Origin of the sequence: Shinella yambaruensis (assembly GCF_050859155.1) — a bacterium.
Lineage (GTDB): Bacteria > Pseudomonadota > Alphaproteobacteria > Rhizobiales > Rhizobiaceae > Shinella > Shinella yambaruensis.
On record NZ_CP150638.1, the window covers coordinates 3,459,920 to 3,483,869 of the forward strand.

A 23,950-nucleotide genomic window follows, 5' to 3' on the forward strand; every position below is an offset into this window, starting at 1 on the left:
TTCGACTGTCGGGAGGACACTATGGAGCAAAAGCGGATTCAACCCCTCGCCCGTGACGCGATGGCCTATGTTCTGGCGGGGGGCCGCGGCAGCCGCCTCAAGGAACTGACCGACCGGCGCGCCAAGCCCGCCGTCTATTTCGGCGGCAAGGCGCGCATCATCGATTTCGCCCTCTCCAATGCGCTGAATTCCGGCATCCGCCGCATCGGCGTCGCCACCCAGTACAAGGCGCATTCGCTGATCCGCCACCTGCAGCGCGGCTGGAACTTCTTCCGGCCCGAGCGCAACGAGAGCTTCGACATCCTGCCCGCCAGCCAGCGCGTGTCCGAAACGCAGTGGTACGAGGGCACCGCCGACGCCGTCTACCAGAACATCGACATCATCGAGGACTACGGCGTCGAATACATGGTCATCCTCGCCGGCGACCATATCTACAAGATGGACTACGAGCTGATGCTCCAGCAGCACCTCGATTCCGGCGCGCAGGTCACCATCGGCTGCCTGGAAGTGCCGCGCATGGAGGCGACCGGCTTCGGCGTCATGCATGTCGACGACAAGGACCAGATCATCGCCTTCGTGGAAAAGCCGGCCGACCCGCCGGCCATTCCCGGCAATCCCGACATGGCGCTCGCCTCCATGGGCATCTATGTCTTCCACACCAAGTTCCTGATGGACCTCCTGCGCCGCGATGCCGCCGACCCGACGTCGAGCCGCGACTTCGGCAAGGACATCATCCCCTATATCGTCGAGCACGGCAAAGCCGTCGCCCATCGCTTCACCGCCTCCTGCGTGCGTTCGGATTTCGAGCGCGAGGCCTACTGGCGCGACGTCGGCACGGTCGATGCCTATTGGCAGGCCAATATCGACCTCACCGACATCACCCCGGAACTCGACATCTACGACGGGTCCTGGCCGATCTGGACCTTCGCCGAGATCAAGCCGCCGGCAAAGTTCGTGCATGACGACGAGAACCGCCGCGGCTCGGCGATCTCCTCGCTCGTCTCGGGCGATTGCATCATCTCCGGCTCGACGCTGCACCGCAGCCTCCTCTTCACCGGCGTGCGCGCCAACTCCTATTCCCGCCTCGAAGGCGCCGTCGTGCTGCCCAACGTCCTGATCGGCCGCCATGCGAACCTCCGGAACGTCGTCATCGACCGGGGCGTCGTCATTCCGGAAGGCCTCGTCGTCGGCGAGGATCCGGTGCTCGATGCCAAGCGCTTCCGCCGGTCGGAGGGCGGCGTCTGCCTCATCACCCAACCCATGATCGACAAGCTGGAGCTCTAGTCGTCCTCATGAACATCCTTTCGGTGGCATCCGAAGTATTCCCGCTGATCAAGACGGGAGGCCTCGCCGACGTCGCCGGCGCATTGCCGATCGCACTCGCCGGGCATGGAATGCACATGCGCACGCTCATGCCCGGTTATCCCGCGGTCATGCAGCGGCTGGGAAGCGTCGAGGTGGTCGCCACCTTCGACGACCTTCTCGGCGAACCCGCACGCATCCTCGCCACCCGGCACGAGGACCTCGACATCCTCGTGCTCGATGCGCCCGGCTTCTTCGACCGGCCGGGCGGGCCCTATACGGATGCCACGGGCAAGGATTTCATCGACAACTGGCAGCGCTTTGCCGCGCTGTCCTTCGCGGGCGCCGAAATCGCCCGCGGCCTGCTGGCGGACTGGCGGCCGGACATCGTGCATGCCCATGACTGGCAGGCGGCGATGACCGCGGTCTACATGCGCTATACCGGCCTGCAGCACATTCCCACCGTGGTCACCGTGCACAACCTCGCCTTCCAGGGCCAGTTCGGTGCCGACATCTTCCCGGCCCTCGGCCTGCCGCCGGAAGCCTTCACCGTCGACGGGCTCGAATATTACGGCGACGTCGGCTTCCTCAAGGGCGGGCTGCGCACCGCCTGGTCGATCACCACGGTCAGCCCGACCTATGCCCATGAGATCATGACAGCGGACTACGGCATGGGTCTCGAGGGCCTGATCAATGCCCGCGCCAGCGACCTCGTCGGCATCGTCAACGGCATCGACACCGCCGTCTGGAACCCCGAGACAGACACGAACATCGCCCGCCCCTATGCCGCCGGCTCGCTGAAGCAGCGCGCGGTCAACCGGCGGGCGCTCGCCGAGCGCTTCAATCTCGAACAGGACGACGGCCCGGTCTTCTGCGTCATCAGCCGCCTCACCTGGCAGAAGGGCATCGACCTCATCGCCGAGGTCGCCGACTGGATCGTCGACCAGGGCGGCAAGCTCGCCGTGCTCGGCTCCGGCGACCAGGGCCTGGAAGGCGCGCTGCTCGCCGCGGCCTCCCGCCATCGCGGCCGGATCGGCATCGTCATCGGCTACAACGAGCCGCTGTCGCATCTCATGCAGGCCGGCGCCGACGCCATCCTCATCCCTTCCCGCTTCGAGCCCTGCGGCCTCACCCAGCTCTATGGCCTGCGCTACGGCTGCATCCCCATCGTCGCGCGCACCGGCGGCCTCGCAGACACCGTCATCGACGCCAACGAGGCCGCCCTTTCCGCCCGCGTCGCCACGGGCTTCCAGTTCACGCCGATCAATGCCGAGGGCCTGCGCCAGGCGCTGCGCCGCGTCTTCAAGGCCTGGCGCGAGCCGAAAATCTGGGCCCGTATCCAGAACCAAGGCATGAAGTCGGACGTTTCCTGGGAAAACAGCGCCGCGCGCTATGCCGACCTCTATTCCAGCCTGCTTTCGCGAGCCAACCCTTCCTGACGAGTATGAGCCGATGACCATCAAGACCGTATCGACCACGCCCTATTCCGACCAGAAACCCGGCACCTCGGGCCTGCGCAAGAAGGTCCCCGTCTTCCAGCAGACGAACTATGCGGAGAACTTCATCCAGTCGATCTTCGATTCCCTGGAGGGGTTTGCCGGCGAGACCCTGGTGATCGGCGGTGACGGCCGCTACTACAACCGCGAGGTCATCCAGCTCGCCATCAAGATGGCGGCGGCCAATGGCTTCGGCCGCATGCTCGTCGGCCGTGGCGGCATCCTTTCGACGCCCGCCGCCTCCAACGTCATCCGCAAGTACAAGGCCTTCGGCGGCATCGTGCTGTCGGCCAGCCACAATCCCGGCGGCCCAACCGAGGACTTTGGCATCAAGTACAATATCGGCAATGGCGGCCCGGCGCCCGAAAAGATCACCGATGCGATCTTCGCCCGCACGAAATCCATCGACAGCTACAAGATCGCCGACGTCGCGGACGTGAACCTCGATCTTGAAGGCACGCACGAGATCGAGGGCATGACCATCACCGTCATCGATCCCGTCTCCGACTATGCCGAGCTGATGGAGCAGCTTTTCGACTTCGCCGCCATCCGCGCCCTGCTTTCCGGCGGTTTCCGCATCGTCTTCGACGCGATGAGCGCCGTCACCGGGCCCTATGCCAAGGAGATCCTGGAAAACCGCCTCGGCGCCACCAAGGGCTCGGTGCTGAACTTCATGCCGCTGCCGGATTTCGGCGGCCACCATCCGGACCCCAACCTCGTGCACGCCCGCGCCCTCTACGAGACGATGATGGCCGACGATGCGCCGGATTTCGGCGCGGCCTCCGACGGCGACGGCGACCGCAACCTCATCATCGGCAAGGGCATCTTCGTCACCCCCTCCGACAGCCTCGCGCTGCTCGCCGCCAATGCCCATCTCGCCCCCGGCTATGCCAAGGGCCTTGCCGGCATCGCCCGCTCCATGCCGACCTCCGGCGCGGCCGACCGCGTCGCGGAAAAGCTCGGCATCGGCATCTACGAAACACCGACCGGCTGGAAGTTCTTCGGCAACCTGCTCGACGCCGGCCTTGCGACGATCTGCGGCGAGGAAAGCGCCGGCACCGGCTCCAACCATGTGCGCGAGAAGGACGGCCTCTGGGCCGTGCTGCTCTGGCTCAACATCCTCGCGGTGCGCAAGGAGAGCGTTCTCGACATCGTGAAGCAGCACTGGGCGAGCTATGGGCGCAACTACTATTCCCGCCACGACTACGAGGAAGTCGATACCGAGGCCGCCAACGGCCTCATGGCGAACCTTCGCGACCAGCTCGCTACGCTGCCCGGCAAGACCTTCGGCGCCCTCACCGTCGCGACGGCCGACGATTTCGCCTACAACGACCCGGTCGACCAGTCCGTCAGCAAGAACCAGGGCATCCGCATCCTCTTCGAAGGCGGCTCGCGCGTCGTCTTCCGCCTCTCCGGCACCGGCACGTCGGGCGCGACGCTGCGCGTCTATATCGAGCGCTTCGAACCCGACGCCGCGCGCCACGACGTCGACACGCAGGAGGCCCTTGCCGACCTTATCGCCGTTGCCGACACGATCGCCGGCATCAGGAGCCGCACCGGCCGCGATGCGCCGACCGTGATCACCTGAGATGGCGATGACCGCCCCCTCCTTCGCGCCGGGCGCCACGCTCTCCGGGGACGGGGTGGAGTTCGCGGTCTATTCGCACGACGCCGCCCGCGTCGAGCTTTGCCTGTTCGACAATGACGGCGACAGGGAGCTCGCCCGCCTGGCCATGGGACGGGACGAGAACGGCTTCCACCGCGTCTTCGTGGAAGGCGCGACCGCCGGCACGCGCTACGGCTTTCGCGCCGACGGCCTCTATTCGCCCGACCACGGCCTGTGGTTCGACCCGTCGAAACTGCTCGTCGACCCCTATGCCAGGGAGATCGACCGCCGCTTCGTCCATGACGGCCGGCTCGCCCGCTTCGGCGTGGAGACGGCGCAGATCGTGCCGAAGGCCATCGTCACGCGCGACCGGCCCGTCAGCGTGGCGCCGCCGCTCTTCCGCCCCGGCGGTTTCATCTACGAAATCGCGGTGCGGGCCTTCACCATGCTGCACCCCGACGTGCCAGAGAGGATGCGCGGCACCGTGGGCGCGCTCGCCCATCCCACCGTGCTCGCCCATCTCAAGCGGCTCGGCGTCGACGCCGTCGAGTTGATGCCGATCACCGCCTGGATCGACGAGCGCCACCTGCCGCCGCTCGGCCTTTCCAACAGCTGGGGCTACAACCCGATCGCCCTGATGGCGCTCGACCCGTGCCTCGTGCCCGGCGGCATGCGGGAGCTCGCCGACACGGTCGCGGCGCTTCGCGCCGAAAACATCGGCGTCATCCTCGACCTCGTCTTCAACCATTCCGGCGAGAGCGACCGCCATGGCGCCACGCTCTCCATGCGCGGCCTCGACAATCTCACCTATTACCGCCATGTGGAGGGCCGCCCCGGCGAGCTGATCAACGACACCGGCTGCGGCAACACCATTGCCGGCGAGCATCCGGTCGTGCGCCAGCTCGTGCTCGACAGCCTGCGCCATTTCGTACGCCATGCCGGCGTCGATGGTTTCCGCTTCGACCTCGCGACGATCCTCGGGCGCGAGGCGGACGGCTTTTCCGCCCATGCCGCGCTGCTCTCCGATATCTGCGCCGACCCGCTCCTGAAGAATCGCGTGCTGATCGCCGAACCCTGGGACATCGGCCCCGGCGGCTACCAGCTCGGCAATTTCCCGGCGCCGTTCCTCGAATGGAACGACCGCTACCGCGACGACACCCGCATGTTCTGGCGCGGCGACAGCCATCGGCTGGGATCCTTCGTCACCGCCTTTGCCGGCTCCTCGGACATTTTCTCCCGCCATGGCGGCGACATGACGCGTTCGGTCAATTTCCTCGCCGCCCATGACGGCTTCACCCTGATGGACCTCGTCTCGCATGCGGTGAAGCACAACGAGGCGAACGGCGAGGACAACCGCGACGGCCACAACGAGAACCACTCCTGGAACAACGGCGCCGAGGGGGAAACGACGGACGGCGCGGTGCTTTCCGCCCGCCGGGCGGATACGAAGGCGCTGCTGGCCAGCCTCTTCCTGTCGCGGGGCACGATCATGCTGACGGCGGGCGACGAGGGCGGACGCAGCCAGAAGGGCAACAACAACGCCTATTGCCAGGACAACGCCATCACCTGGATGCATTGGGACAAGCTGGACGAAGGGCTGATCGAACACACCGCCATGCTCTCGGCGATCCGCAAGCGCTTTGCCGCGCTCGGCGAAACGCCCTTCCTCAGCGGCGCCGGCGATGTCGAATGGCTGACACTCGCGGGCGTGCCGATGACGGCCGGCGACTGGGAAGCGCCGTTCGCCGGAACCCTGCTTGCCATCCTCAAGACGCCCGATCTACAGCAGCAGCGGATCGTTCATCTCGCGATCGCCATCAACCGGACGCACGGCGAGCAGGCGCTCGCCCTGCCGCCGCCGGAGGGGCGCGGCTGGACGAGCCTGCTTTCCGCCAACCGTCCCGCGACCAGCCTTCTTCATCCGCGCAGCGTCGAGATTTTTGTCGAAAAGCATTGATCTTCACAGCCCGGACAAACCGGGTCTTTAAGGATGTCGCGAATCGAGCGGCGGGAAAGCCTCATGCCAAGCAATATTCACCTGAAAGACATCGCCGCCCTCGTCGGCACGGAGCTCGGCCTGTCGCGCTGGTTCACCGTCGACCAGACGATGATCGACCGTTTCGCCGATGCGACCGAGGACCATCAGTTCATCCACACCGACCCTGTCCTTGCCGCAGAAACCCCCTTCGGCGGCACGATCGCCCACGGTTTCCTGACGCTCTCGCTGCTGTCGGCGATGAACTACGATTGTGTACCGCGCATCATCGAACAAACCATGGGCATCAACTACGGCTTTGAAAAAGTCCGCTTCATGACCCCGGTAAAAAGCGGGGCGCGCGTGCGCGGCCGCTTCGTGCTCGCCGAGGCCCGCTTTCGCGGCGCCGGCATGCTGACCATCCGCTACGACGTCTCGGTCGAGATCGAGGACGAGCGCAAGCCGGCGCTCACGGCCGACTGGATCACTATCATCCAGTTCGATCCGAAGGATCGGCCGGAAGACGTTTAAAGCGCCCCTCATCCGGCCTGCCGGCCACCTTCTCCCCGTAAACGGGGCGAAGGGAATATGCCGCACCGTTTTCCCCAATCACTCCCGTTCGTGGGGCACGTCCCCTCTCCCCGCTTGCGGGGAGAGGGCTAGGGTGAGGGGCGAACCCGTATCTCGGGCGTCAGAGCCCCGCATCCTCCGCGCCTTCCACCAGAAGGCCGAAGGCGTAGGGCGAGAACGAGCGCCAGCATTCCACGCGATAGTCTTCCTCACCCGAACGGAAGAGCACCACCTCGATCTTGCCGAGCACCGTGCGCGCGGCGGCGCCGACCGGGAAGATCGCATTGCCGAGATCGAGCGGGCAGGCGCTGGCGATCGCCCCGGCCGCGTCCGGGCCGGAGACGAGGATCGCCGTGTTGCGGTGCGAGACATCCGTCGCCGAATGCAGCGCGGAAACGCCTGATGCGATCCCCATGAGATCCGCCCCGTTCTCGTCGATCAACAGCCATTCGTCCGGGCCGAGCCAGAGCGCATGACGGCCGCTGACGGAGGCCGAGGTCTTGGGCCGCCTTGGCAGTTCGAGGCCGAAGGCCAGCGAGAGCGTGCCGATGGCATCGTCGCCGGCACGCAGCGACAGGCGGGTTGCGGGAGCGGCGGGCGTGACGCGCGCACCGGCCGAGCCGCCATGGTGACGGCCAAGCGGCGCCTTGCGAAGAGCGTGATCAGCCATTGAGGCGTCCTCCTTCCTTGTCGATGAAGACCATGTCGCTGACCTCGACCGCGATGGTGCGGTCGGGCATCGGCACGTAGAGCGTCTGGCCTATGCGCGACTGGCCGCCGGCGACGAGCGCCATGGCGATCGACCGGCCGCAGTTTTCCGACCAGTAGGACGAGGTCACATGGCCGAGCATCTTCATCGGCTTCGGCTCGTTCGGATCGGCGACGATCTGCGCGCCCTCCTCCAGAACCACCTTCGGATCCTTCGTCAGAAGGCCGACGAGCTGCTTGCGGCCTTCCTTGACGAGATCCGGCCGCTTCAGGCCGCGGATGCCGACGAAGTCCGTCTTCTTCTTGGAGACGGCCCAGCTCAGGCTGGCGTCGTGCGGCGTGACGGTGCCGTCCGTATCCTGGCCGACGATGATGTAGCCCTTTTCGGCGCGCAGCACGTGCATGGTCTCCGTGCCGTAGGCGCAGGCGCCGAGCGGTTCTGCACGAGCCCAGATGGCTTCCCAGACGGCCTCGCCGTAATCGGCCGGCACGTTGACTTCGTAGCCCGCTTCCCCTGTGAAAGACATGCGGAACAGCCGGGTCGGCACGCCGCAGATCTTCCCTTCACGCACGCTCATATGCGGGAAGGCTTCGTTGGAGATGTCGATGCCCTCCACGAGGGGTTCCAGAATTTCGCGCGCCTTCGGGCCCTGCACGGCGATGACCGCCCACTGTTCGGTGGTGGAGGTGAGCCAGACCTTCAGGTGCGGGAATTCCGTCTGGAGATAGTCTTCCATGTGGTGCATGACGCGCGGCGCGCCGCCCGTCGTGGTGGTAACGTGGAAGCGGTCTTCCGCCAGACGCCCGACGACGCCGTCGTCATAGACGAAACCGTCCTCGCGCAGCATGATGCCGTAGCGGCAGCGGCCGGGCTTCAGCGTGTCCCAGGCGTTGGTGTACATGAGGTTCATGAACGTGCCGGCATCCGGGCCGACGACCTCGATCTTGCCGAGCGTCGAGGCGTCGAACAGGCCGGCGGTATTGCGCACCGTGCGGCATTCGCGGTTGACCGCATCGTGCATGGTCTCGCCGGAACGCGGATAGTACCAGGCGCGCTTCCAGTTGCCGACATCCTCGAAGACCGCGCCATGCGCCTCTTCCCAGGCATGCATCGGCGTCTTGCGGGCCGGGTCGAAGAGATCGCCGCGCGAATGGCTGATCAGCGCGCCGAAGGTGACGGGGGTATAGGGCGCGCGGAATGTGGTGAGGCCGATCTTCGGGATCTCGCGGTTGAGGACTTCCGAGGCGATGGCAAGGCCGTGGATGTTGGACAGCTTGCCCTGGTCCGTCGCCATGCCGTTGGTGGTGAAGCGCTTGATGTGCTCGATCGAGTGCATGCCCTCGCGCACGGCAAGGCGGATGTCCTTGGCGCAGACGTCGTTCTGGAAGTCGACGAAGGCCTTGACGGTCGTGTCGATGCCGGCCCCCTCGCCGCTGCCTGCCATGCCGCCGGTCCAGTCGAAGGCGTTCTCGCCGGAAAGCTCGACCTTGCCGCCGCCCTCGTTGCCGGTGGCGCGGGCCATCAGCTCGCCGGCTGCCAGCGATTCCTCGATGGTCGCCTGCAAGCCGTCCGTGCCGTTGCACGAACCGACCGAGAGGCAATCCTGCGCATAGGTGCCCGGCAGGAAGCGGCCGGAGGCGGCGTCATAGGCCACCTTGCCGCGCGACTGCGAGAAGAGGTGGACCGAGGGCGTCCAGCCGGCGGACATCAGGAGCGCATCGACCGGGATCGCGCGAGCCGAGCCGCCGCTATTGCGGGCAACGGACATGGAGGAGACGCGCAGCTTGCCCTTGGTATCGACCACCGAGTGCCCGGTCAGCACCTCGATGCCGAGCTTGCGGGCCTCGGCGAGCACGGCCTCGCCGGGCTTGTCGCGATTGTCGACGATGGCGGCAATGGTGACGCCGGCCCGCTTCAGGTCGAAGGCGGCCTCATAGGCCGAGTCGTTTGCCGTATAGACACCGACCTTGCGACCGACCGCGACGCCGAAATGGTTGAGATAGGTGCGCGCGGCGGAGGCGAGCATGATGCCCGGCCGGTCGTTGTTGGCGAACACCATATGACGCTCGATCGAGCCGGTGGCGAGGATGACGCGCTTGGCGCGCACCTGCCAAAGACGCTCGCGCGGCAGCTTCCTGTCGGGACGCGTCAGATGATCGGTGACGCGCTCGACGAGGGCGACGAAATTGTGATTGTAGTAGCCGAAGGCCGTGGTGCGTGTGAGGACGGTGACGTTCTCCATCGCCCTCAGCTTGGCGGCCGTCGCCTGCGCCCAGTCGTAGCCGTTCTGGCCGTCGATCTTCACCGACGTATCATAATGCAACGCGCCGCCGACTTCCGGCTGCTCGTCGCAGAGGATGACACGGGCGCCCGCTTCCGCGGCGGCAAGCGCTGCGGAAAGACCGGCCACGCCGGCGCCGGCGATGAGCACGTCGCAATAGGCATAGCGGTTGGCATAATGGTCCGGATCCTCCTCCGTCGGCGCGACGCCGAGGCCGGCGGCACGGCGGATGAAGGGCTCGTAGACCTTCTCCCAGGCCGCCTTCGGCCACATGAAGGTCTTGTAGTAGAAGCCCGCGGCGAAGAAGGGCGACAGGAGGTTGTTCACCCCGCCGACGTCGAAGGCGAGCGAGGGCCAGCGGTTCTGCGATTCCACCTTCATGCCGTCGAAGACTTCCTGCACCGGCGCGCGCACGTTCGGCTGGCGGCGGGCGGCATCGCGCGAGACATCGACCAGCGCGTTCGGCTCTTCCGGTCCGGCAGAGAGAATGCCGCGCGGGCGATGATACTTGAACGAGCGGCCAACGAGGTGCACGCCGTTAGCGAGCAGCGCGGAGGCGACGGTATCGCCTTCCAGCGCGTCGAACGTCTTTCCGTCGAAGGTGAAACGCGCCGTCCTGGCAGGCGTCAGGCGGCCCTGACCGGCAATGCGATTGGCGCCGCTCATTTCGCGATTCCTTCCACGGCTTCATAGGTTTCGACGGTTTTTTCGGTGGCGGTCGGCTCACCGGAAAGGTTCGGCTTCGGTTCGCCGGCCTTGTAGCTCATGACGAACTTGTCGCTCACCGTGTCGCGCGCCGCGTTGAAGAAGCGGCCGCAGCCATGGATATGGCGCCAGCGTTCGAAGATCAGGCCCTTCGGGTTGTCGCGCAGGAAGAAGTAGTCCTGGAACTCCTCATCCGTGATATCGGCGATGTTCGCGGGCCGGGCGATGTGCGCGTCGCCGCCGTGGCGGAATTCGAGCTCCGAGCGCTCTTCCTCGCAGTAGGGGCAGTAGATCAGCAGCATTTTATCCTACCTGTTTAAAGCTCTGGTCCCGACACGAACGTGCCCGGAGCCTGATCGCAAAGTCGCTGGCCCATCGTGACGAAGGGAGCAATCCGCCTCACGAGTTGCTCGGCATTGTCGTAAGGGGCCAGAATGTCTGTCATTCCGAAATTGACCATGCTCATCGCAAAGACGTTCACATCGAGATTGAAGGCGCGGTTCATGTCCGTCTCGTCGGGAAGGAAATAGACCGCCCGACCGCCGAACACCTTCGCACATCCCAGCATCCCGCTCTTCGCGACGAAGGGCCAATCCGTCTCGCCCGCAGCCTTCTGGATCTTCTGAAAGCGAAAGTCTCCCGGCATCGGAAGAATGTCGCCAGCCGGCAGGATGCCGGCCGTCACAAGAAAGCCTGCAAGCAGCGCGCCGTTCATCAGTGGGCCACGGCCGCCGCCGCCGCCTCGTCGATGAGGCGCCCGGTGCGGAAGCGGTCCAGCGTCAGGCCGGCCGCCAGCTTGTGCGGCTCGCCCCTGGCGATGAGATGGGCGAAGAGATGCGCCGAACCCGGCGTCGCCTTGAAGCCGCCGGTCCCCCAGCCGCAATTGACGAAGAAGTTCTTCACCGGCGTCACGCCCTGGATCGCCGAACGATCCGGCGTGTTGTCGGTGATGCCGCCCCACTGGCGCATCATCTTGACGCGGCGGAACATCGGGAAGAGTTCGCAGATCGCGTCGAGCGTATGCGTGATGATTTGCAGGCCGCCGGTCTGGGAATAGGAGTTGTACTGGTCCGTGCCCGCGCCGATGACGAGTTCGCCCTTGTCCGACTGCGAGATATAGGCATGCACCGAGTTGGACATGACCACGCAGGGGAAGATCGGCTTCATCGGCTCGGAGACCAGCGCCTGCAGCGGCACGGAATGCAGCGGCAGCTTGACGTCGGCCATGGCCATGATGACCGAGTTGTGGCCGGAGGCCGACACCGCGATCTTCTTCGCGCCGATGAAGCCCTTGGAGGTCTCGACGCCCGTCACCGCGCCGTCCGGCCCGCGGCGGATGCCCTTGACCTCGCAGTTCTGGATGACATGAACGCCCCGGTCAGAGGCAGCGCGCGCATACCCCCAGGCCACGGCGTCGTGGCGGGCGGTGCCGCCGCGGCGCTGCAGGGCCGCGCCGTTGATCGGGTAGCGGGCGGAGGCGGAGATATCGAGAACCGGCACGAAATCCTTCGCCTGCTGCGGCGTCAGCCATTCATTGTCGATGCCGTAGAGCCGGTTGGCATGGACGTGGCGCTGGAAGGACTGCTTGTCATGCACATTGTGCGACAGCATCATCACGCCGCGCGGCGAGTACATGACATTGTAGTTGAGGTCCTGGCTCAAGCCCTCCCAGAGCTTCAGCGAGTGCTCGTAGATATCCATGCTCTCGTCATAGAGATAGTTCGAGCGGATGATGGTCGTGTTGCGGCCGGTATTGCCACCGCCGAGCCAGCCCTTCTCGATCACCGCGACATTGGTGATGCCGTGCTCCTTGGCGAGGTAATAGGCCGCGCCGAGGCCATGGCCGCCGCCGCCGACGATGATCACGTCATATTCCTTGCGCGGCTCGGGCGAGGTCCATTGCGCCTCCCACCCCTTGTGGCCGCGCATCGCCTCGCGGGCGACGGCGAAAACCGAATATTTGCGCATATCCAAGTCCTCAAAGTCTCGCCGGTCCGGCCGGCTGTTTCCTGCCCCGATAGAAAGCAAATCCTGGCGCGGCGCGCCGTATCCTTTGCGACGCATTCAGGCGTACCTTGTACCACATGCGACATGCGCGTCATCGAAGGTTTTGCGATGGTTTCAGGAAGGCCTGTCGCAAATATCCGCAGCTTCCCGGCGCTTCAGACTGGACTTCACCGCTGCGATCTGGTATCCGACACGCCAATCGTCAGCCTTCTGGGCTGCGCGAACGTCATCTATTTGCCTGACGACCCATAGAATCGCCGGGCGGCAACAAACAAAGGAACGGGATTCTCGTGCAGGTACTTGTCCGCGACAACAACGTTGATCAGGCTCTCCGCGCTCTCAAGAAGAAGATGCAGCGCGAGGGTATTTTCCGTGAAATGAAGATGCGCGACTATTATGAAAAGCCGTCGCAGAAGCGTGCGCGTGAAAAGGCCGAAGCCGTTCGTCGCGTCCGCAAGCTGGCCCGCAAGCGCGCCCAGCGCGAAGGCCTCATCGGCGGTCGTCCCGGCGCCCGTTGATCGGCCGTCTTTTCGACGTTTTCGGATGCAAGACCGGGCGGGGGCGAACATTTCGCCGCCGCCTTTTTTGACGTGACCGGTCGTTTCTTCACGGATGTGAAAGACTTCCCGTGCAATTCCGGGCGCTATTGCTACGCCCCTTCGCCGGAATTGCCGGTTCGCTACGCTGGAATTCCACCGCGATTCCTAGCGTAACGGGCAGATCGAGAGGACCACAGCGTCCTTTGCGCGCCATAAATGACGCGCGGGCTGTGGAGGCGTAGTGTTTTCATCGCGTATGAGGCGCGATAGAAGCCCACTTTGAGGATTCGCACTTGGACATGGCTGCATCTACCGGGTTCCCGACCGCTCGTTTCTCCTCCGCATCCGTCCGCCTGCGCCGTCCGCTGATGGCCGCCGTCGCCACCGCGTCGCTCGCGCTCCTCATGGCAGGCTGCCAGTCGACGACATCGACGGACGTGTTGAAGGTGGAGCGCGCGCAAGGCTCGGAAGAGAACATCTCCTCGCTCTCGGCCGTCATCGCCGCCAATCCGCAGGATCCCGCGGGCTACAATGTGCGCGGTTCTGCCTATGGCCGCGCCGGCCAGTACCGCCGCGCGGTCGACGACTTCAACCGCGCGATCGAGCTCAACCCGCGCTTCTACCAGGCCTATGCCAACCGCGCGCTCGTTCAGCGCAGCCTGGGCGATCAGGCGCAGGCGGCGAGCGACTACAACACGGCGCTGCAGCTCAGCCCGAACTATGACGTCGCCTATATCGGCCGCGGCAACCTCTATCGCCAGGCCGGCCGCCTCGATGAGGCCTTCCGCGACTTCAACCGCGCCATCCAGCTCGACACGACCGATCCGCGCGCCTATCACAACCGCGGCCTGATCTACCAGGCACGCCGCCAGCACGACAAGGCGATCGAGGACTTCTCCAAGGCCATCTCGCTCTCGCCGAACTCTGCGGAACCCTATAACGGCCGCGGCATTTCCTATGCCGCGCAGGGCGACGACGACAACGCGTTCCAGGATTTCAATACGGCGATCAACCTCGACGGCAAGCTTGCCGAGTCCTGGGCGAACCAAGCCCTGATCTACGAGCGCCGCGGCGACATGGCGCGCGCCGCGAAGTCCTATTCGCATGCGCTGAAGCTCGACCCGAACTACAAGCCCGCCAAGGACGGCCTTGCCCGCACCCGCGGCGTCGCCAGCGCCGCCAAGCCGGCCTGATCCGGCAGGGATCCTTCCAACAAAAAGCCCGCGATCATCTCGCGGGCTTTTTCGTTCCGGGCTTTGCCGATCAGTGGTTCATCGCCTTGACGATGTCTTCGGTCATCTTCTTGGCGTCGCCGAGCAGCATCATCGTGCCGTCCTTGTAGAACAGCGTGTTGTCGATGCCCGCATAGCCGGAGCCGAGCGAGCGCTTGACGAAGAGGCAGGTCTTGGCCTTGTCGACATCGAGGATCGGCATGCCGTAGATCGGCGAGGACTTGTCGTCGCGCGCGGCCGGGTTGGTCACGTCGTTGGCGCCGATGACATAGGCGACGTCCGCCTGCGCGAACTCCGAGTTGATGTCCTCAAGCTCGAAGACCTCGTCATAGGGCACGTTCGCCTCGGCGAGCAGCACGTTCATGTGGCCCGGCATGCGGCCGGCGACCGGATGGATCGCGTATTTCACCTCGACGCCCTGCTTCTTCAGCGTATCGGCAAGCTCGCGCAGCGCGTGCTGGGCCTGTGCCACCGCCATGCCGTAGCCCGGCACGATGATGACCTTGGAGGCGTTCGCCATCAGGAAGGCCGCGTCGTCGGCAGAGCCCTGCTTGACTGTGCGCTGCACGCCGTCGTCGGCAGCAGCGGCCGTCTCGCCGCCGAAGCCGCCGAGGATGACGGAGACGAACGAGCGGTTCATGCCCTTGCACATGATGTAGGAGAGGATCGCGCCCGAGGAGCCGACCAGCGCGCCGGTGATGATCAGCGCGAGGTTGCCGAGCGTGAAGCCGATGCCGGCCGCAGCCCATCCCGAATAGGAGTTGAGCATGGAGACGACGACCGGCATGTCCGCTCCGCCGATCGGCACGATGAGCAGCACGCCGAGCGCCAGTGCCAGCACGACGATCAGCCAGAAGTCGACATGGCTTTCCGACAGCGTCAGGCCGACGATGAAGAAGACGATCGCGGCGAGCAGCACGATGTTGATGACATGCCTATAGGGCAGCATGATCGGCTTGCCGGACATGCGCCCGTCGAGCTTCAGGAAGGCGATGATCGACCCGGTGAAGGTGATCGCGCCGATGGCGGCACCAAGCGCCATTTCGACGAGCGCCTGGCCATGGATTTCACCCACCGCGCCGATGCCGAAGGAGACGGGCGAGTAGAGCGCGGCGGCGGCGACCAGCACGGCGGCAAGGCCGACGAGCGAGTGGAAGCCGGCGACGAGCTGCGGCATGGAGGTCATCGGGATGGAGCGGGCGATCCACGCACCCGCGCCGCCGCCGATGGCAAGGCCGAGCACGATGAGCACGAGGCCGCCGAAGGATGGCGTCGCCAGCAGCAGCGTCGTACCGATGGCAATACCCATGCCGATCATGCCGAGCATGTTGCCGCGACGGCTGGTCGTCGGATGCGACAGGCCGCGCAGCGCCATGATGAAGAGCACGCCGGAGACGAGATAGAGGAAGGCTGCGAAGTTAGCGTTCATCGGGCCGGCCTCACTTGTCTTTTTTCTTGTACATCGCCAGCATGCGCTGGGTGACGAGGAAACCGCCGAAGATGTTGACGGAGGCGAGGATCAGCGCGACGAAGCCGAAGCCGGTCGCAACGCCCGAAAGCGAGATGCCGACGGCCAAGAGCGCGCCAACGACGATGACCGAGGAGATCGCGTTGGTGACGGCCATCAGCGGCGTGTGCAGGGCCGGCGTCACCGACCAGACGACATAGTAGCCGACGAAGATCGACAGCACGAAGATCGCCAGGCGGAAGACGAAGGGATCGATCGCCCCGCCGGAAACGCCGTGCGCCGCCGCAGCGGCCGCATCCGGCACATATTCGGACGCGGCGCGGACGGCTTCCACGGCGCGTTCGAGATCGGTGATCGCCTTGTCGAGAAGTTCGTTCGCCATCACTTGCCCTCCCCTTGCTGAACGGAGCCGCCGAAGTTCGGGTGCACGACGGCACCGCCGTTGGTCAGCATCGTCGCCTTGACCAGCTCGTCCTCGACATTGACCAAAACCGACTTCGTCTCCTTGTCGACCATGGTCTCCAGGAAGGTGAGAAGGTTCTTGGCGTAGAGCGCCGAAGCGGAGGCCGCGATGCGGCCGGGCACGTTGAGATAGCCGATGACCTTGACGCCCTCGACCTCGGCAACCTTGCCGGCCTCGGCGCCTTCGATATTGCCGCCGCGCTCGACCGCGAGGTCGACGGCGACGGAACCGGTGCGCATGGCCGCCAGCATCTGGCGCGTCACGAGCCGTGGCGCCGGGCGGCCGGGGATGAGCGCCGTCGTGATGACGATGTCCTGCTTGGCGATGTGGTCGGCGACGAGCGCGGCCTGTTTCGCCTGATATTCCTTGGACATTTCCTTGGCATAGCCGCCGGCGGTCTCGGCGGCCTTGAACTCGTCGTCCTCGACGGCGATGAACTTCGCGCCGAGCGAGGCGACCTGTTCCTTGGCCGCGGGGCGCACGTCCGTCGCGGAGACGGCCGCGCCGAGGCGGCGGGCGGTCGCGATGGCCTGCAGGCCGGCGACACCGGCACCCATGACGAAGACCTTGGCGGCCGGAACGGTGCCGGCGGCGGTCATCATCATCGGCATGGCGCGGTCGAATTCATGAGCGGCGTCGATGACGGCCTGATAACCGGCAAGGTTGGCCTGCGAGGACAGGATGTCCATCGACTGGGCACGGGTTATGCGCGGCATCAATTCCATGGCGAAGGTGGTGAGACCGGCATTGGCCATCTCGGCGATGGCCGCTTCGTTGCCGTAGGGGTCCATCGTGGCGATGACGATGGCGCCGGGCTTGTAGGTCGCGATCTCGGCGGCGGTGGGCCGGCGGACCTTCAGGACGGCGTCGGCGGCATTCGCTTCGCCGGGGCCGACGATGCGGGCGCCGGCGGCCTCGTAGTCCGCATCCAGGATGCGCGAGGCAAGGCCTGCACCGGCCTCCACCAGCACATCGAGCCCGAGGCCCTTCATTTTCTTGACCGTTTCGACGGAACCCGCGACGCGGCCTTCGGCCGGGTCACTTTCCCTTGCTACAAAAACACACTGACTCAAACCGTGGTCCTCCCCCCGAGACTGGCCGTGTTGGATCACGGCGCCGGGTGGCGCCGCATGACAAACCGCGGATGCGGTTGTTCAGGTCAACGCAGCAGGAAGTAGCCGACGACGTTGAGAATGATGAGGAGCAGAAGGCTCGAGAAGAAACCGGCGCTCGTGAAGAAGCCGGCGGCCATGGCGACCAGCAGCGCGACGCAGAACAGCGTGCCGTATTTGGCACCGGCGATGAAGAGGTCGTAGGTCTTCTCGTGCTCCGGGTAATCCATCGCAGCGCCCGTTTCGACCGGTCCGGAATGATGTTCAGCCATAGTCTACCTTCTCCTAAGCGCCCGCACCCGTCAGCCGAAAAGCCCACGACGAGCGCCAAAACAGATTCCCTCAAGCGTGAAGACACGCGTCTTTCTGGCCATACACAATGGATCGGCAAAGCGCAACGGCAAGGCGGGCGGCGCGTTTCGACCTGTATCGTTTCCGAAACAGAACGGGCCGGTTTCATACGAAACCGGCCCGGCATGCGACATCAGAACGCGGGCGCCTCACCCGGCATAGGCATTGCCGGAAAGCTCGATCCGCCCGCCGCCGAAATGCGCGCGGCGCGCCGTCGGGCGCACGGTTAGCGGGCTGAACGGCAGGTCGTCGCCGCGCGCGAACATCATGCGGCGCTCGTAGGGCTCCGACTTGAAGAACGGGAAGCGCTGGTAGAGCGAGGGCAGCGTCTCCTTGACGTTGGTCGCCAACAGCATCAGGTCGATAATGAACTTGCCCTGGTTGCTCTTCGGCGAGGCGACGAAATCGGCATCGAAGACGCGCTTGTAGAAGGCCGAATGCGCGGGCTTGACCATCTGCACGCAGCGATCCGTCTGGAAGTAGTCCGTCGCCATCGTGGCGATGCGCAGCGTCAGATACGGAATGGCCGGCATCTCGCTCCAGATCTCCGGGTCGGCGGCAAGGCGCACCGGATCGATCAGAGACATGCCCGCATCGAGGAAGGCATTGATCTCGTCCGGGAAGACCTTTCCCGACGAGGTGACGCGGTGCTCGGGCGTCACATGGTGCAGGCGCACCGTGGAGATCAGCCGCTCCTCGTAATAGATGCCGAAGACATAGGCATGGCTGTCGAAATCCACCTCGTCGATGAGGACCGCCTGTTCATCGAGATGCATGACGGCGCCGGCCTTGTAGGCCTTGTAGCGGATGCGGGCGACGTCTTCCATGTCCTCGCCCGTCTCCACGCGGCGATACTCGATCCTGTCGAGCAGTCCCAGAAGCTTGTCCGAAAAGCGGTTGGTCGCCGTCTCTACGCTGGCCATTGTCCCCGTACCCCGATTGAAAAACACCGGCAGCCACCGCGCTGCCGTCACTACAATCGTCGATATAAGACAATTTGTGTAAAATACCATTCATTAACCTTAATATATGGTTAACACTAATTTTGAATAAGCTGATATATCGTGTCGAATTCACACGTTACGAGATTGGGCGGTGGGAAGGGTCAGGCGACGCGGCGGCCGCGGCGGCGGGATTCGCCGGACTTGCGGGCAAGGGTCTCGTAGAGATCGCGCAGTGCATCCGGCGACATGGGTGCCGCAAAGACATAGCCCTGCACGAGATCGGCACACTGGTACTTGTTGATGAGGGCGAGCTGCTCGCGCGTCTCGACGCCCTCGACGACGATGCGCAGGCCGAGCTCGCGGGACAGGTTGACCGTGCCGCGCAGGAGCTTGAAGCGGCGCGCGTCCTCGCCGATGTTGCGCACGAAGGAGCGGTCGATCTTGATGACATCGAGCGGCAGCTGGTCGAGATAGCTGAGGCTGGAATAGCCGGTGCCGAAATCGTCGATGGCGATGGTGATGCCGCGGGCGCGCAGCTCCTGCAGGATCGCCTGCACCTTGACCGGCTCTTCCATGAGGCAGCTTTCGGTGACTTCCAGATGCAGCCGGTGCGGCGCGAGCCCGGCCGCCTCCAGCGCCTCGGTGACGAGATCGATGATGCCGGTGCCGCGCAGGTCCTGCACGGAAAGGTTCACCGATACGCCCATATGCGCCGGCCAGCCCGCGCAGTCGGCGCAGGCGCGCATGATCATGAAGCGCGTGATCTCGGAGACGATGCCCATCTCCTCGGCGAGCTGGATGAAGACATTCGGCGGCACCGGGCCACGCTCGACATGCGTCCAGCGCGATAGCGCCTCGCAGCACTCGATGCGCGAACCGTCCGGCACGAACATCGGCTGGTAGGCGACGGAGAGCGTGTTGCTGGCGAGTGCCTCGCGCAGGTCGTCCTTGAGCTTCTGACGATCCATGTAGCGCGCGTCCATCTCCTGCTCGAAGACGGTGACGCTGCCCTTGGCGCGCGATTTCGTCTCGAAGAGCGCAAGGTCGGCGCGAATCTGCATTTCCTCCAGCCGGAAATCGTCGCTCGGCACCATCACGGCACCGGCACTGAAGGAGACGAGGAACGTCATGCCGTCGAATTCGTAGGTGCCGCGCAGTTGTTCGTGGAAGCGGCGCATGCGTGTTTCGAGGTCGCGGCGGTTCGTTTCGTTGGGGAAGAAGAGGATGAACTCGTCGCCCATCAGATGGCCGACGAACACCTTGTCGCCGGCAAGCCGGCGCAGGCGCTCGGCAATGGCGCAGAGCAGCCGGTCGCCGGTGACGTGGCCCTTCATGTCGTTGACATGCTTGAAGTCGTCGATATCGAGCACCATGAAGCCGACCGTGCCCGGCTTCTTGCGCTCGCCCAGCGCCTCCTGCACGAGATCGGCGAAATAGGTGCGGTTCGGCAGGCCGGTGAGGCTGTCGTAGCGTACCATGTGCAGGATCTTGTTTTCCGCCCGAACACGTCCGGTCACATCTTCGAAAATAAGGACGGCGCCGCCGTTCTCGCGCGGCGAGGCGGTGAATTCCAGATAAAGCCCGTCCGTGACCTGCACCAGCGCACGGGACCGCTCGCCCTTCAGGAGTTCGTCGAGCTGGCGCAGGATCATCTTGCTCTGCTCGGCGTTGAGGAAGGTATTGCGCACGCCGAACCTGAGCACCACGTCGAGATGGCAATCCTTCAGCCGCTCCTGGTTGCCGAGATGCAGGAGTTCGCAGGCCCGGCGGTTGGCGACGAGGATCCGGTGGTCGGCGTCCAGCATGAACAGGCCGTGCGGCATGTTGTTCAGCGCCGTGTCGAAACGGTCGGCGATGATGGAGACCTCGCGGGTCGCCAGCACGTTCTTGTAGAGGAATTCGCGCACGCCGTTCGCCATCATGCGCGTCGTCATCACAAAGGGCAGGATGAGCACCGCAAGCACCGCATGGTAGAAATCCTGCAGGCCCAGGAAGCCCACGACCATTGGGAAACAGGCGGAAAAGGTCATGTAGTCGACCGCCCGCTTCGAGCCGCAATTGCGCCCGACGACGGAAACCATGGTGGCGAGCGTCACCGCGATACAGGCGAGTTCCGCAAAGCTGTCGCGGCTGAAGAGCAGGCTGTAGCCGCAGGCCGTGCCGAGCGCCAGCGTCGTGCCGACGGCGCCGAGATTGTACCAGTTCTCCCAATAGCGGATGCCGTCCATGTCGAGCGCCGCATGGTCCACCCGGTCGAAATGGCGCATGCCGACGGCGCGCAGCGACCAGATGGCGACGACGAGGCCGCTCCAGATCAGGAAGAAGGGGTCGGCGGTCTTGGCGTAAACGAAGGAGAACGTGATGACATGGGAGATCATGCCCACGAAAAGGGTCTGGCGGTTTCCGTACAGCGAGCTGACGAACGATAGGTACACATCAGCCGGCAGTGTGTTTTGACCCTTATCCTTCATGGATTCGGCACTCCCTATACCAAGAGAGGGTTACCGACCAAAATTTAATGAATGATTTCGGGAAATTACCCAATAACAAGGGTAGTGCCCGGCATCATTGCACGCCCGTTCAACCCATGGAAGGTACATTCAACCCAATATTGCAATATTGCCGATTTTCGCGCAGCAAACTCAACCTGACATGAGTCATGTGTATAATTTCCTGTCTCCGGCACGACACAGTATTACGCAGCAGCGGGGCGAGAAAAATTTAGCGTGCAATCGCTGTTTGCAAGCCTTTGGTTAACGGAGCGTGGCTGGCGGACCTCGAATCCTGTCGAATCTCGATGGAGCCGCAAGCCTCCTGTCCCCTGGAAACAGGGCATCCGTCGTCATTTCGCCGAAATGGGGGAATTGACTGATGCTGGATTTGATAGCAAATCCTCATTTGGTATTTCTTTTTCCGGAGCCCACCATGTCGAAACCCGTCGTCGCCATTCCCGCCGATATCAGGGAAATCGAAGGCAACGTCTGGCAGGCCACCCCGAACCAGTATGTGCGCGCCGCCGTCAAGGGTGCGGACGTTACGGTGTTCCTCGTACCGGCGCTCGAAACGGACACCGATTTCGACGGCATTCTCGACCGGGTGGACGGGCTCCTCGTCAGCGGCTCGCGCACCAATGTGCATCCCTCGCTCTACGGCAAGGAAGCGACCGAGGCGGAAGGCCCTTATGACACCGCGCGCGATGCCACCAGCCTGCCGCTGATCAGCCGCGCTCTGGAACGCGGCATTCCGCTGCTCGCCATCTGCCGCGGCATCCAGGAGTTGAACGTCGTGCTCGGCGGTACGCTCGCCAACGAGATCCAGGAACAGCCCGGCATGTGGGATCACCGCAAGCCGGACACGCCCGTGCTCGACGTCGCCTATGGCATCCGCCAGACGGTCATCGTCAAGGAAGGCAGCTGCCTTGCCGCCGTCGTCGGCGCCGGCGAGGTGCAGGTCAATTCGCTGCACCGGCAGGCGATCTCCGACATCGCGCCGCGCCTTGCCGTCGAAGCCGTCGCCGAGGACGGCACGATCGAGGCCGTCTCCGTCATCGGCGCCAAGGCCTTTGCGGTCGGCGTGCAGTGGCATCCGGAATATTGGGTCGGCTCCGACCAGCCGTCGAACAGGCTTTTCGCGGCCTTCGGCCAGGCCGTGCGCGACTATGCCGCCTCCAAACAGGCGACCGCGCACCGGACCGCTGCCGAATGATCGCTCAGTCGGCAGAAATCATCGTGATCATGGCGTCGGCGGGCTCGACGGCCTCGTAGGCAAGGCCGTCGCCGTCGACGACGGTCAGGATGGGCTCGCCCTGCGCATCGGCGACGACCACCGTGCCGTCGCCATTGTTGACCCAGGTCCGCGCCGCGGAGAGGCGCGGCCAGACCGCATCGCAGTCGATGTTGGCGGCAAAGCGTTCACTGCGGCTCGAGATGCGGCCGCCGCGCTCGGCAAGGCAGGCGGTGTTCGCCACGACGTTGGAAATGGTATAGCTGTGCGTTCCCGCCGGCGCGGGAATGGACCGCGTCGTCACCGGGTCCACAGCCGGCGTCCGGTCCGCGGCAACGCTCCAGAGCCCCAGCGACAACACGCCGGCCACGGCGGCAAGCATCAGCGTCTTCATGGGGCTCTCCTTCGCATGCGACTCGATGGCGAAAGCATGCGCCCGCAAACTTGCCGAAAGGTTAACGAAGGCTTTCCGGACCGTTCCCCGCTTTTCGCGTGAAGGGCGTTTCGGGCACCGGCGTCACGGCCGCGCCGCGCTCGAACCAGGCGAAGAGATTGTCCGCCACAAGGTCGGCCATGGCATCGCGTGTTGCCACTGAAGCCGAGGCGACATGCGGCAGCAGCGAGACGTTCGGCAGGTCGAGCAGCGCCGGCGGCACGTTCGGCTCGTCATAGAACACGTCGAGCCCGGCCGCCGCGATCACACCGTCCTTGAGCGCCGCCGCGAGCGCCGCTTCGTCGACCGTCCAGCCGCGTCCGACGTTGATCAGCACGCCGTTCGGCCCCAGCGCCCGAAGGATGTCCGCATCGATCGTCCGGTGCGTCTCGGCCGTCTTCGGCACGATGGCGATGAGGATGTCCACCGCGCCCGCCAGTTCCGCCAGAGACGGATAATAGGCAAAGGGCACGCCCTCGCGCGGACGTCGCGTGTGGTAGGTGATCTCGATGCCGAAACCCTTCAGCCGTTCGGCGATGGCCATGCCGATGCGCCCGAGGCCGTAGATGCCGGCCTTGCGGCCGCGCAGGCTGAGCGGCGTCAGCGGGAACGCACCCTCGCGCGCCCAGCGGCCCTCGCGCAGCCAGGCCTCGGCCTGCGGGAAGCGGCGCACCGTGTTGAGCAGCAGGCCGATCGTCGTATCGGCCACCTCGTCGTTCAGCACATCCGGCGTGTTGGTGACGGTTATGCCGCGTGCCGCGGCGGCAGCGACATCCACACCATCATAGCCAACGCCGAAGCTCGCGATGATCTCCAGCGCGGGCAGATGTTCGATCATCGCCGCGCCGAGCCCGCCGGAGACGGCAATGCCGGAAATGCCTGCCGCCTCGGACCGCGCAAGCAGCGCCGGATCCGCCCGCTCGATGCGCACCACATCGAAGGCATCCTTCAGCCGGTCGAGCACCCGCTCGCGGATCGTGCCCGGCACGAGAATGCGCGTCTTGACCACCATGGCGAAATCTCCGTTTGCCCGA

The 23,950-nt window shown here is 64.9% G+C and carries 21 protein-coding genes; 8 read left to right on the plus strand and 13 right to left on the minus strand.

Annotated features, from left to right (window positions below):
• Positions 1 to 21: 21 nt before the first annotated feature.
• The 5 genes from glgC to WMC41_RS16995 all read left to right on the plus strand — a co-directional run bounded on the left by glgC (position 22) and on the right by WMC41_RS16995 (position 6,910).
• The gene (gene glgC, locus WMC41_RS16975; RefSeq protein WP_432345006.1) at positions 22 to 1,284 is read left to right on the plus strand and encodes a glucose-1-phosphate adenylyltransferase; all 1,263 of its coding nucleotides are present in this window, start codon (positions 22 to 24) and stop codon (positions 1,282 to 1,284) included.
• 8 nt (positions 1,285 to 1,292) lie between these two features.
• Positions 1,293 to 2,741 (plus strand): glycogen synthase GlgA, encoded by a 1,449-nt coding sequence (gene glgA / locus WMC41_RS16980; protein ID WP_432345008.1) that lies wholly within the window; start codon positions 1,293 to 1,295, stop codon positions 2,739 to 2,741.
• Between the two features lie 13 nt (positions 2,742 to 2,754).
• Positions 2,755 to 4,386 carry an alpha-D-glucose phosphate-specific phosphoglucomutase gene (locus tag WMC41_RS16985; RefSeq protein ID WP_432345010.1) on the plus strand — a complete coding sequence of 544 codons (1,632 nt, stop codon included), beginning with the start codon at positions 2,755 to 2,757 and terminating at the stop codon, positions 4,384 to 4,386.
• Positions 4,387 to 4,393: 7 nt separating this feature from the next.
• Positions 4,394 to 6,361, plus strand: coding sequence for a glycogen debranching protein GlgX (gene glgX / locus WMC41_RS16990; RefSeq protein ID WP_432345012.1), 1,968 nt, complete (start codon positions 4,394 to 4,396; stop codon positions 6,359 to 6,361).
• A 63-nt stretch (positions 6,362 to 6,424) separates the two neighbouring features.
• Positions 6,425 to 6,910: a MaoC family dehydratase gene (locus tag WMC41_RS16995; protein ID WP_244768250.1), complete on the plus strand. Its 486-nt coding sequence runs from the start codon at positions 6,425 to 6,427 to the stop codon at positions 6,908 to 6,910.
• 160 nt (positions 6,911 to 7,070) lie between these two features.
• On the opposite strand, the gene WMC41_RS17000 is transcribed toward WMC41_RS16995, so the two are convergent.
• The 5 genes from WMC41_RS17000 to WMC41_RS17020 are packed head-to-tail and all read right to left on the minus strand — an operon-like array spanning position 7,071 to position 12,612.
• Complete coding sequence (locus WMC41_RS17000) at positions 7,071 to 7,619, minus strand: sarcosine oxidase subunit gamma (RefSeq protein ID WP_432345015.1); 549 nt, start codon at positions 7,617 to 7,619, stop codon at positions 7,071 to 7,073.
• Positions 7,612 to 10,605 (minus strand): sarcosine oxidase subunit alpha, encoded by a 2,994-nt coding sequence (locus WMC41_RS17005; protein ID WP_432345018.1) that lies wholly within the window; start codon positions 10,603 to 10,605, stop codon positions 7,612 to 7,614. The genes WMC41_RS17000 and WMC41_RS17005 overlap by 8 nt, the downstream gene beginning before the upstream one ends.
• The gene (locus WMC41_RS17010; protein ID WP_244768247.1) at positions 10,602 to 10,946 is read right to left on the minus strand and encodes a sarcosine oxidase subunit delta; all 345 of its coding nucleotides are present in this window, start codon (positions 10,944 to 10,946) and stop codon (positions 10,602 to 10,604) included. Before WMC41_RS17010 ends, WMC41_RS17005 begins: the two co-directional genes overlap by 4 nt.
• Positions 10,947 to 10,960: 14 nt before the next feature.
• Positions 10,961 to 11,359: a hypothetical protein gene (locus tag WMC41_RS17015; protein ID WP_244768246.1), complete on the minus strand. Its 399-nt coding sequence runs from the start codon at positions 11,357 to 11,359 to the stop codon at positions 10,961 to 10,963.
• Positions 11,359 to 12,612 carry a sarcosine oxidase subunit beta family protein gene (locus WMC41_RS17020; protein WP_432345022.1) on the minus strand — a complete coding sequence of 418 codons (1,254 nt, stop codon included), beginning with the start codon at positions 12,610 to 12,612 and terminating at the stop codon, positions 11,359 to 11,361. The genes WMC41_RS17015 and WMC41_RS17020 overlap by 1 nt, the downstream gene beginning before the upstream one ends.
• 329 nt (positions 12,613 to 12,941) lie before the next feature.
• Between WMC41_RS17020 and rpsU the strand changes: the two genes are divergently transcribed.
• Together rpsU and WMC41_RS17030 are read left to right on the plus strand one after the other, a co-directional pair.
• On the plus strand, positions 12,942 to 13,169 hold the full coding sequence (gene rpsU, locus WMC41_RS17025; protein WP_119256642.1) for a 30S ribosomal protein S21: 228 nt from the start codon (positions 12,942 to 12,944) through the stop codon (positions 13,167 to 13,169).
• A 320-nt stretch (positions 13,170 to 13,489) separates the two neighbouring features.
• Positions 13,490 to 14,383 carry a tetratricopeptide repeat protein gene (locus WMC41_RS17030; protein ID WP_432345025.1) on the plus strand — a complete coding sequence of 298 codons (894 nt, stop codon included), beginning with the start codon at positions 13,490 to 13,492 and terminating at the stop codon, positions 14,381 to 14,383.
• 70 nt (positions 14,384 to 14,453) lie between these two features.
• Here the strand turns inward: WMC41_RS17030 and WMC41_RS17035 are convergent, their stop codons facing one another.
• The 6 genes from WMC41_RS17035 to WMC41_RS17060 all read right to left on the minus strand — a co-directional run bounded on the left by WMC41_RS17035 (position 14,454) and on the right by WMC41_RS17060 (position 21,231).
• Positions 14,454 to 15,851 carry an NAD(P)(+) transhydrogenase (Re/Si-specific) subunit beta gene (locus WMC41_RS17035; RefSeq protein WP_432345028.1) on the minus strand — a complete coding sequence of 466 codons (1,398 nt, stop codon included), beginning with the start codon at positions 15,849 to 15,851 and terminating at the stop codon, positions 14,454 to 14,456.
• A gap of 10 nt (positions 15,852 to 15,861) precedes the next feature.
• Positions 15,862 to 16,272, minus strand: a complete 411-nt coding sequence (locus tag WMC41_RS17040) for an NAD(P) transhydrogenase subunit alpha (RefSeq protein ID WP_272806564.1) — start codon at positions 16,270 to 16,272, stop codon at positions 15,862 to 15,864.
• Complete coding sequence (locus WMC41_RS17045) at positions 16,272 to 17,426, minus strand: Re/Si-specific NAD(P)(+) transhydrogenase subunit alpha (RefSeq protein ID WP_432345031.1); 1,155 nt, start codon at positions 17,424 to 17,426, stop codon at positions 16,272 to 16,274. The genes WMC41_RS17040 and WMC41_RS17045 overlap by 1 nt, the downstream gene beginning before the upstream one ends.
• A gap of 86 nt (positions 17,427 to 17,512) precedes the next feature.
• On the minus strand, positions 17,513 to 17,737 hold the full coding sequence (locus tag WMC41_RS17050) for an aa3-type cytochrome c oxidase subunit IV (RefSeq protein WP_244768242.1): 225 nt from the start codon (positions 17,735 to 17,737) through the stop codon (positions 17,513 to 17,515).
• Positions 17,738 to 17,965: 228 nt separating this feature from the next.
• On the minus strand, positions 17,966 to 18,739 hold the full coding sequence (locus WMC41_RS17055) for an N-acyl amino acid synthase FeeM domain-containing protein (protein ID WP_244768241.1): 774 nt from the start codon (positions 18,737 to 18,739) through the stop codon (positions 17,966 to 17,968).
• A 182-nt stretch (positions 18,740 to 18,921) separates the two neighbouring features.
• Positions 18,922 to 21,231, minus strand: a complete 2,310-nt coding sequence (locus tag WMC41_RS17060) for a putative bifunctional diguanylate cyclase/phosphodiesterase (RefSeq protein WP_288079780.1) — start codon at positions 21,229 to 21,231, stop codon at positions 18,922 to 18,924.
• 454 nt (positions 21,232 to 21,685) lie between these two features.
• Between WMC41_RS17060 and WMC41_RS17065 the strand changes: the two genes are divergently transcribed.
• Positions 21,686 to 22,465, plus strand: coding sequence for a gamma-glutamyl-gamma-aminobutyrate hydrolase family protein (locus WMC41_RS17065; protein WP_432345035.1), 780 nt, complete (start codon positions 21,686 to 21,688; stop codon positions 22,463 to 22,465).
• 4 nt (positions 22,466 to 22,469) lie between these two features.
• Here the strand turns inward: WMC41_RS17065 and WMC41_RS17070 are convergent, their stop codons facing one another.
• Together WMC41_RS17070 and WMC41_RS17075 are read right to left on the minus strand one after the other, a co-directional pair.
• Positions 22,470 to 22,877, minus strand: a complete 408-nt coding sequence (locus WMC41_RS17070; RefSeq protein WP_244768238.1) for a hypothetical protein — start codon at positions 22,875 to 22,877, stop codon at positions 22,470 to 22,472.
• Between the two features lie 61 nt (positions 22,878 to 22,938).
• Positions 22,939 to 23,928 carry a 2-hydroxyacid dehydrogenase gene (locus WMC41_RS17075; protein WP_432345038.1) on the minus strand — a complete coding sequence of 330 codons (990 nt, stop codon included), beginning with the start codon at positions 23,926 to 23,928 and terminating at the stop codon, positions 22,939 to 22,941.
• Positions 23,929 to 23,950 lie beyond the last annotated feature (22 nt).

Bases quoted from the DNA above. Each gene is read 5' to 3' on its own strand.
- glgC (WP_432345006.1), top strand. From the start codon at position 22: ATGGAGCAAAAGCGGATTCAACCCCTCGCCCGTGACGCGATGGCCTAT.
- glgA (WP_432345008.1), top strand. From the start codon at position 1,293: ATGAACATCCTTTCGGTGGCATCCGAAGTATTCCCGCTGATCAAGACG.
- WMC41_RS16985 (WP_432345010.1), top strand. From the start codon at position 2,755: ATGACCATCAAGACCGTATCGACCACGCCCTATTCCGACCAGAAACCC.
- glgX (WP_432345012.1), top strand. From the start codon at position 4,394: ATGACCGCCCCCTCCTTCGCGCCGGGCGCCACGCTCTCCGGGGACGGG.
- WMC41_RS16995 (WP_244768250.1), top strand. From the start codon at position 6,425: ATGCCAAGCAATATTCACCTGAAAGACATCGCCGCCCTCGTCGGCACG.
- WMC41_RS17000 (WP_432345015.1), bottom strand. From the start codon at position 7,619: ATGGCTGATCACGCTCTTCGCAAGGCGCCGCTTGGCCGTCACCATGGC.
- WMC41_RS17005 (WP_432345018.1), bottom strand. From the start codon at position 10,605: ATGAGCGGCGCCAATCGCATTGCCGGTCAGGGCCGCCTGACGCCTGCC.
- WMC41_RS17010 (WP_244768247.1), bottom strand. From the start codon at position 10,946: ATGCTGCTGATCTACTGCCCCTACTGCGAGGAAGAGCGCTCGGAGCTC.
- WMC41_RS17015 (WP_244768246.1), bottom strand. From the start codon at position 11,359: ATGAACGGCGCGCTGCTTGCAGGCTTTCTTGTGACGGCCGGCATCCTG.
- WMC41_RS17020 (WP_432345022.1), bottom strand. From the start codon at position 12,612: ATGCGCAAATATTCGGTTTTCGCCGTCGCCCGCGAGGCGATGCGCGGC.
- WMC41_RS17030 (WP_432345025.1), top strand. From the start codon at position 13,490: ATGGCTGCATCTACCGGGTTCCCGACCGCTCGTTTCTCCTCCGCATCC.
- WMC41_RS17035 (WP_432345028.1), bottom strand. From the start codon at position 15,851: ATGAACGCTAACTTCGCAGCCTTCCTCTATCTCGTCTCCGGCGTGCTC.
- WMC41_RS17040 (WP_272806564.1), bottom strand. From the start codon at position 16,272: ATGGCGAACGAACTTCTCGACAAGGCGATCACCGATCTCGAACGCGCC.
- WMC41_RS17050 (WP_244768242.1), bottom strand. From the start codon at position 17,737: ATGGCTGAACATCATTCCGGACCGGTCGAAACGGGCGCTGCGATGGAT.
- WMC41_RS17055 (WP_244768241.1), bottom strand. From the start codon at position 18,739: ATGGCCAGCGTAGAGACGGCGACCAACCGCTTTTCGGACAAGCTTCTG.
- WMC41_RS17060 (WP_288079780.1), bottom strand. From the start codon at position 21,231: ATGAAGGATAAGGGTCAAAACACACTGCCGGCTGATGTGTACCTATCG.
- WMC41_RS17065 (WP_432345035.1), top strand. From the start codon at position 21,686: ATGTCGAAACCCGTCGTCGCCATTCCCGCCGATATCAGGGAAATCGAA.
- WMC41_RS17070 (WP_244768238.1), bottom strand. From the start codon at position 22,877: ATGAAGACGCTGATGCTTGCCGCCGTGGCCGGCGTGTTGTCGCTGGGG.
- WMC41_RS17075 (WP_432345038.1), bottom strand. From the start codon at position 23,928: ATGGTGGTCAAGACGCGCATTCTCGTGCCGGGCACGATCCGCGAGCGG.